The sequence below is a fragment of the Nocardioides sp. genome, assembly GCF_031397825.1.
In the GTDB taxonomy this organism is placed as follows: domain Bacteria; phylum Actinomycetota; class Actinomycetes; order Propionibacteriales; family Nocardioidaceae; genus Nocardioides.
On sequence record NZ_JANNML010000078.1, the window covers coordinates 51,721 to 58,973 of the forward strand.

At 71.7% G+C, this 7,253-nt stretch carries 7 protein-coding genes; 6 read left to right on the plus strand and 1 reads right to left on the minus strand.

Annotation, left to right across the window (positions count from 1 at the left end):
- Positions 1-11 precede the first annotated feature (11 nt).
- Positions 12-515, minus strand: a complete 504-nt coding sequence (locus RMN98_RS06595) for an inorganic diphosphatase (protein WP_309648011.1) — start codon at positions 513-515, stop codon at positions 12-14.
- 100 nt (positions 516-615) lie between these two features.
- Here RMN98_RS06595 and dacB point away from each other — a divergent pair, with 100 nt between their 5' ends.
- The 6 genes from dacB to ftsH form a co-directional block, all read left to right on the plus strand.
- A complete protein-coding gene (gene dacB, locus RMN98_RS06600; protein ID WP_309648012.1) occupies positions 616-2,031 on the plus strand; it encodes a D-alanyl-D-alanine carboxypeptidase/D-alanyl-D-alanine-endopeptidase in 1,416 nt (471 codons plus the stop codon).
- Positions 2,032-2,054: 23 nt separating this feature from the next.
- The gene (locus RMN98_RS06605) at positions 2,055-3,116 is read left to right on the plus strand and encodes a zinc-dependent metalloprotease (protein WP_309648013.1); all 1,062 of its coding nucleotides are present in this window, start codon (positions 2,055-2,057) and stop codon (positions 3,114-3,116) included.
- Positions 3,113-4,099: a tRNA lysidine(34) synthetase TilS gene (gene tilS / locus RMN98_RS06610; RefSeq protein WP_309648014.1), complete on the plus strand. Its 987-nt coding sequence runs from the start codon at positions 3,113-3,115 to the stop codon at positions 4,097-4,099. The genes RMN98_RS06605 and tilS overlap by 4 nt, the downstream gene beginning before the upstream one ends.
- Before the next feature lie 4 nt (positions 4,100-4,103).
- Positions 4,104-4,655, plus strand: coding sequence for a hypoxanthine phosphoribosyltransferase (gene hpt, locus RMN98_RS06615; RefSeq protein WP_309648015.1), 552 nt, complete (start codon positions 4,104-4,106; stop codon positions 4,653-4,655).
- A 66-nt stretch (positions 4,656-4,721) separates the two neighbouring features.
- On the plus strand, positions 4,722-5,699 hold the full coding sequence (locus RMN98_RS06620) for a ribose-phosphate pyrophosphokinase (RefSeq protein WP_309648016.1): 978 nt from the start codon (positions 4,722-4,724) through the stop codon (positions 5,697-5,699).
- Positions 5,700-5,840: 141 nt separating this feature from the next.
- Positions 5,841-7,253, plus strand: a 1,413-nt coding sequence (ftsH, locus tag RMN98_RS06625; protein WP_309648017.1) for an ATP-dependent zinc metalloprotease FtsH, incomplete at its 3' end; no start/stop codon positions are given.

The window sequence follows — 7,253 nt, forward strand, 5'->3', positions numbered from 1 at the left end:
TCGAGCAAGGATCAGTGGTGAGGCGTGCCGCCGGTGTCCTTGAAGCGCTGGAACGACGCGTGGACCTCGGCCTCGGCCTCGGTGCGGCCGACCCAGTCGGCGCCTTCGACGGACTTGCCGGGCTCGAGGTCCTTGTAGACCTCGAAGAAGTGCTGGATCTCCAGCCGGTCGAACTTCGGGACGTGCGCGATGTCGCGCAGGTGCTCCTGGCGCGGGTCGGTCGAGGGGACGCAGAGGACCTTGTCGTCGCCTCCGGCCTCGTCGGTCATGCGGAACATGCCGATCGCGCGGCAGCGGATCAGGCAGCCCGGGAAGGTCGGGGCCTGGAGCAGCACGAGAGCGTCGAGCGGGTCGCCGTCCTGGCCGAGGGTGTTCTCGATGTAGCCGTAGTCGGCGGGGTACTGCGTCGAGGTGAAGAGCATCCGGTCGAGGCGCATGCGACCGCTTTCGTGATCCACCTCGTACTTGTTGCGCTCCCCCTTGGGGATCTCCACCAGTACGTCGAACTCGAGCACGTCATCCTCCGGAATGTCTGTCGCCAGCGATGGCCCCGGCGAGGCCGGGCCCATTGTCCCGCACAATGGCTCCACACACGAAGGCGGGAGGGGACAAGGGGTGCGACGCACGTTCATCGGGGTGCTGCTGCTCGCGCTCGTCGTGGCCGGTGTCGCCACGTGGCGCTACGACCTGGTCGAGCGCTACCTGCGTGACGGCGAGCCCGCCGCGGACGCCGACCCCGTCACCATCGCCCCCCCGACCGGCCTCGAGCTGCCACCCGTCCAGCCCCCCGCCGCGGTCGCAGCCACCGCCTCGTCGGCGCCGCTCAGCGAGGCGAAGGTGCGTCGCGCGCTGGCGCCGTACCTGGCCGACGAGGACCTCGGGCCCCACGTCCTGGCCGCCGTCGCGCCGCTGGCGCCCGGCCCTGAGACCCTGGTCCGCGGCAGCGGAGACGCGATCCCGGCCTCCACGACCAAGCTCGTGACCGCCAGCGCGGCGCTGCTCGCCCTCGGTCCCGAGCACGTCTTCACGACCCGCGTGGTGGCCAGCGGTCCGGCGAGGCGGCCGCAGGTCGTGCTCGTCGGTGGCGGAGACCCCTACCTCGCCAGCGCCCCGCCGGCCGCCGACGACGAGCCGCCCTACCCGCCGCGGGCCGACGTCGTCGACCTCGCCCGCCAGACGGCGCGCGTACTGAGGGCGCAGGGTGCGCGGCGCGTCCAGCTCACCTACGACGCGTCGCTCTTCACCGGTCCGGCCGACAACCCGGCCTGGGAGCGCGACTACGTGCCCGACGGGGTGGTGTCGCCGATCAGCGCGCTCTGGGTCGACGGCGGCCGCGATCCGAGCGGCTTCGGGCGGGTGGCCGACCCGGCCCTGCGGGCGGCGACCGTCTTCGCCGACGCACTGCGGGCCGCCGGCGTCCGGGTCGAGGGCGAGCCGGTGCCCGGCCCTGCGAGTGCCGGCGCCCAGGTGCTCGCCAACGTCACCAGCGCGCCCCTGGGCGAGATCGTCGAGCACCTGCTGCAGGTCAGCGACAACGAGGCCACCGAGGTGCTGCTGCGCCACGTCGGCCTGAGCGTCGCGGACGACGCGTCGTCCATCGGTGGGCGCAGGGGCGTCACCCGCACGCTGGGCGCCGAGGGCGTCGACCTCACCGACACCCTCCTGTACGACGGCAGCGGGCTCTCGCGCCGCAACCGGATGGCCCCCACCACGCTGGTCGACGTGCTGCGGCTGGCGACCACGCGCCCCGAGCTCGGCCCGGTGCTGACCGGCCTTCCGGTCGCCGCCTTCAGCGGCTCGCTGGCCGACCGCTTCACTGCCGGCGACCCGCAGGGCCGTGGCAGGGTCCGGGCCAAGACCGGCACGCTGACCGGCGTCGCGTCGTTGGCCGGCATCGTGACCGACGCCGGCGGCCGACCGATGCTCTTCGTGCTGATGGCCGACCGGGTCGCCCCGATCGACGGCACCGACGCCGAGGTGGCCCTCGACGGGGCCGCCGCCGCGCTCGCCGCCTGCCGCTGCGGTCGCTGAGACCCCCGGGCTAGATTCGCTGCATGACGAGCCAGCCCAGCAGCGGGTCCAGCCAGGCAGACACCATGGTCGACTGGGACTTCGCGGTGTCCCTCGGTTCCCGCATCGCGGGGGAGGGGCCGGCGGTGAGCCGCGAGGAGGCCGCCGAGGCGGTCGAGGAGCTGCGGGCGGGCGCCAACCGGTCGACCGGGCTGGTGCGCGAGTTCACCGGGCTCGTCGCGCGTGACCACACCGCGCCCGTCCTGGTGGTGGACCGCGCCGGGTGGGTGCAGGCCAACGCCGACAGCTTCCGGGTGCTGATGACGCCGCTGGTCCACAAGCTCACCGACAAGAAGCCGCCCACAGGGCTGGCGCTCAAGGTCGGCTCGCGGGTCACCGGCGCGGAGGTCGGCGGGCTGCTCGGCTTCATGGGCAGCAAGGTCCTCGGCCAGTTCGACCCGTTCTTCGAGCCCGACGGCCGGCTGCTCCTGGTCGCACCCAACATCGTCCACGTCGAGCGCGAGCTCGGCGCCGACGCGCACGACTTCCGCTTGTGGGTCTGCCTGCACGAGGAGACCCACCGGGTGCAGTTCACCGCGGTCCCGTGGATGCGCGGCCACCTCTTCTCCGAGATCGAGGCGATCGCCGACACCGTCGAGCCGACCAAGCTCCTCGACGACGGTCTCGCGCGGATCATCGAGGGCATCAGGAGCGGTGCCCGCGGCGGCAGCCTGATGGAGCTGATGAGCACCCCCGAGCAGCGCGAGATCATGGACCGGGTCACCGGCGTCATGTCCCTGCTCGAGGGGCACGCCGACGTCGTGATGGACGGCGTCGGACCCTCGGTGATCCCGAGCGTCGACAAGATCCGCGCGACGTTCAACGAGCGCCGCAAGGGCATCGGCACCCTCGACCGGATCCTGCGCCGCCTGCTCGGCCTCGACGCCAAGATGGCGCAGTACCGCGACGGCGCCGCCTTCGTCCGCGGCGTCGTCGACAAGGTCGGGATGCAGGAGTTCAACGCGGTCTGGGAGTCGCCCGCCAACCTGCCCAGCAAGTCCGAGATCGCCGACCCGGAGGCCTGGGTCACCCGCGTCCTCGGATGAGCCTCGACCCGGCGGTCGCCGCCGTCCGCCTCGCCGTACGACGGATGCTCGCGGAGGCCGGACACGGCCCGGTGGTCGTGGCCTGCTCGGGCGGCGCGGACTCGCTGGCGCTGCTGGCGGCGACCGTCTTCGAGACGCGGCGAGCCCCCCAGCGGGCCATCGGCGTCACGGTCGACCACGGCCTCCAGGACGGCTCGGCCGAGCACACCGCCCGCGTCGTGGCGCAGATGGCCCGGCTCGGGGCCGACGAGACCGGGTCGGTGCGCGTGCAGGTCCAGACCGACGGCCACGGCACCGAGGCCGCAGCGCGCGAGGCGCGCTACGCCGTGCTCGAGGAGATCGCCGGGCGGCTGGGGTCCGGCACCGTGCTGCTCGGTCACACCCTCGACGACCAGGCCGAGACCGCGCTGCTCGGCCTCACCCGCGGCTCCGGCGGCCGCTCGATCGCCGGCATGCGGCCCGGCTTCGGGATCTTCCGACGGCCCCTGCTCGGGATCCGCCGGGCCCAGACCGAGGCGGCCTGCGCGGCCGAGGGCATCGACGTCTGGACCGACCCGCACAACAGCGACCCCCGCTTCACCCGCTCCCGGGTGCGCCACAGCGTGCTGCCGGTCCTCGAGCGCGAGCTCGGACCGGGGGTGGCCGAGACCCTCGCCCGCACCGCGGAGCAGCTGCGCCCCGACATGGAGGCGCTCGACCGCCTCGCCGAGGTGGCCCTCGCCCAGCACCTGCACGCCGAGCACGGCTTCGACGTGCGTGAGGTCGCCGCTCTCGAGCAGGCGGTCCGCACCCGGATGCTGCGGCTGGCCGCCCTGGGCGCCGGCTGTCCGTCGAGCGAGCTCTTCGCGGTGCACGTCGATGCCCTCGAGCAGCAGGTCCACAACCGTGACAAGCTGCCCAAGCAGATCCAGCTCCCCGGCCACGTCACGGCGTACCGCCAGGGAGACCACCTGTGGTTCGGCCCGACGTCTGTGGAATCCTGACGGCATGGATGCGGCCCACGTGGAGAACGACCTCGTCAACGTCCTCTTCACCGAGGAGCAGATCCTGGAGCGGATCGGCGAGCTGGCCCAGGAGATCGAGACCGACTACGACGGCAAGGAGCTCCTGATCGTCGGCATCCTGCGCGGTGCGGTCATGGTCATGGCCGACATGGCCCGGGCGTTCACCCGCCACGTCGAGATGGACTGGATGGCGGTCTCCTCCTACGGCTCGGGCACCAAGAGCTCCGGCGTCGTCCGCATCCTCAAGGACCTCGACACCGACATCTCCGGGCGCCACGTCGTCATCGTCGACGAGATCATCGACACCGGCCTGACCCTGTCGTGGCTGACGTCCAACCTGAGCAGCCGCAGCCCCGCGAGCGTCCAGATCTGCACCCTGCTCCGCAAGCCGGAGGCCCTCCAGATGCCGGTCGACGTCAAGTACGTCGGCTGGGACATCCCCAACGAGTTCGTCGTCGGCTACGGCCTCGACTACCGCGAGCGCTACCGCAACCTGCGCGACATCGGCACGCTCGCCCCGCACGTCTACTCCTGACCCTCGCCGCCCGGTCCCGGGCGGGCTACGCTCGGGCCCCCGAGCGCCTCGACCGGAAGCAGCCACGTGCGCGAGATCGTCGTCTTCAGCGGTAGTGCCCACCACGGCCTGGCCACCGGCATCTGCGAGCACCTGGGGATCGAGCTCTCGGCCGTCGAGCTGACCCGCTTCTCCAACGACTGCCTCCAGGCCCAGCTCCAGGCCAACTGCCGCCAGCGCGACGTCTTCCTCGTGCAGCCCCTGTCGCCGCCGACGCAGGAGCACCTGATGGAGCTGCTCCTCATGATCGACGCCGCCCGGGGGGCCTCGGCCGCGTCGATCACCGCTGTCGTGCCCTACTACGCCTACGCGCGCTCGGACAAGAAGGACGCCTCCCGGATCTCCATCGGGGGCCGTCTGGTCGCCGACCTGCTCGGGGCCGCCGGGGTCGACCGGGTCATCACGATGAACCTCCACGCCCCGCAGGTCCACGGCTTCTTCTCGGTGCCCGTCGACCACCTCACGGCGCTGGGGGAGCTGGCCGACCACTTCCTGGGCCAGGACCTGACCGACGCCGTGGTGGTCTCGCCCGACTTCGGCAACGCCAAGACCGCCACCCAGTTCGCCCGCCTGCTGGGGCTGCCGGTGGCGGCCGGCAGCAAGAAGCGCCTCGCTGACGACAAGGTCGTCATCGACGCGATCGTCGGCGACGTGGCCGGCAAGCGCGCGATCGTGCTCGACGACGAGATCGCCACGGGCGGCTCCATCCTCGAGCTGCTCGACCGGCTGAACGACGAGGGCTGCACCGAGGCGGCCATCGCCTGCACTCACGGGCTCTTCGTCGGCAAGGCCATCGAGCGTCTGCGCGGTCACCCGATGATCTCCGAGGTCGTCACCACCGACACCGTGCCCGGCCCGTCCGGGTGGCCCGAGCTGCGCACCCGCTCCGTCGCCGGGCTCTTCGCCACGGCGATCCAGCGCATCCACGCCGGAGAGTCGGTCAGCAGCCTCTTCGACGGGGTCGACCCGGCCCACGCCTCGCCCCAGCCCCGCCTCTTCGACTGAGCGGAGTGCGGGGGAACGTCCGCGCCCGCGGGCTCGTTCCACCCATGTGCCTGAGACACTAGGGCCCGTGGAAGGCGTGTACCGTCGAGAGTTCCGTCCTGGGCTCATGCCGGCAGGCCCAGTACAAGCGAAGAGAAGTCTGTGAAGCGCATTTTCAAGGGTCCCTGGGTGTGGATCGCGTTCGCCGTCGTGGCGGTGCTCCTCGCCCTCCAGTTCCTCGCCCCCGGTGGCGGCTACGACGAGGTCTCGACCTCGCGCATGGAGGCCTACATCGAGACGGGTGAGGTCAAGGAGATCTCCTTCATCGACGGTGACCAGGTCATCCAGGCCACCCTCGACTCGGGGGTCCGCGAGAGCGGCTCGGACGTCATGGCCTACTACGTCGCCGGCCAGCAGCAGGGCATCATCGCCGCGGTCGATCGCGCGGTCGCCGACGGGACGATCGAGGAGTCCAACTCCGAGAACCCCCAGCCCAGCCTGCTCGGCACGATCCTCGCCACGCTCCTGCCCTTCGCGCTGATCATCCTGCTCTTCCTCTTCCTGATGAACCAGGTCCAGGGCGGTGGCGGCCGCGGCGTCATGCAGTTCGCCAAGTCCAAGGCCAAGCTGATCACCAAGGACATGCCCAAGACGACGTTCGCCGACGTCGCCGGTTGCAACGAGGCCATCGAGGAGCTCGGCGAGATCAAGGAGTTCCTCCAGGAGCCCGCCAAGTTCCAGGCCGTGGGCGCCAAGATCCCCAAGGGTGTCCTGCTCTACGGCCCTCCGGGCACCGGCAAGACGCTGCTGGCCCGCGCCGTCGCGGGCGAGGCCGGCGTCCCTTTCTACTCCATCTCCGGCTCCGACTTCGTCGAGATGTTCGTCGGTGTCGGCGCCAGCCGCGTCCGCGACCTCTTCGAGCAGGCCAAGGAGAACGCCCCGGCGATCGTCTTCATCGACGAGATCGACGCCGTCGGTCGTCACCGCGGCGCCGGCATGGGCGGCGGCCACGACGAGCGCGAGCAGACCCTCAACCAGCTGCTCGTCGAGATGGACGGCTTCGACGTGCGCGGCGGCGTCATCCTCATCGCCGCGACCAACCGTCCCGACGTGCTCGACCCCGCGCTGCTGCGTCCGGGTCGCTTCGACCGCCAGATCGGCGTCGACGCACCCGACCTCAACGGCCGCCACCAGATCCTCAAGGTCCACTCGCGCGGCAAGCCGATCGCGCAGGACATCGACCTGCTGAGCATCGCCCGCCGTACGCCCGGCTTCACCGGTGCCGACCTGGCCAACGTGCTCAACGAGGCCGCGCTGCTCACCGCCCGCGGCAACGAGAAGATGATCACCGACGCGTCCCTCGACGAGGCGATCGACCGCGTGATCGCCGGCCCCCAGCGTCGTACGCGCCTGATGAGCGAGCGCGAGAAGCTCATCACCGCCTACCACGAGGGCGGCCACGCCCTGGTCGCCGCGGCGCTGCCCGGCACCGACCCGGTGCACAAGGTCACGATCCTGCCGCGCGGTCGCGCGCTGGGCTACACGATGGTGCTGCCCGACCGCGACAAGTACTCC

What these genes read in the sequence shown, in the direction of transcription:
- RMN98_RS06605 (WP_309648013.1), top strand. Translation starts at nt 2,055, where the DNA reads ATGACGAGCCAGCCCAGCAGCGGGTCCAGCCAGGCAGACACCATGGTC.
- hpt (WP_309648015.1), top strand. Translation starts at nt 4,104, where the DNA reads ATGGATGCGGCCCACGTGGAGAACGACCTCGTCAACGTCCTCTTCACC.
- tilS (WP_309648014.1), top strand. Translation starts at nt 3,113, where the DNA reads ATGAGCCTCGACCCGGCGGTCGCCGCCGTCCGCCTCGCCGTACGACGG.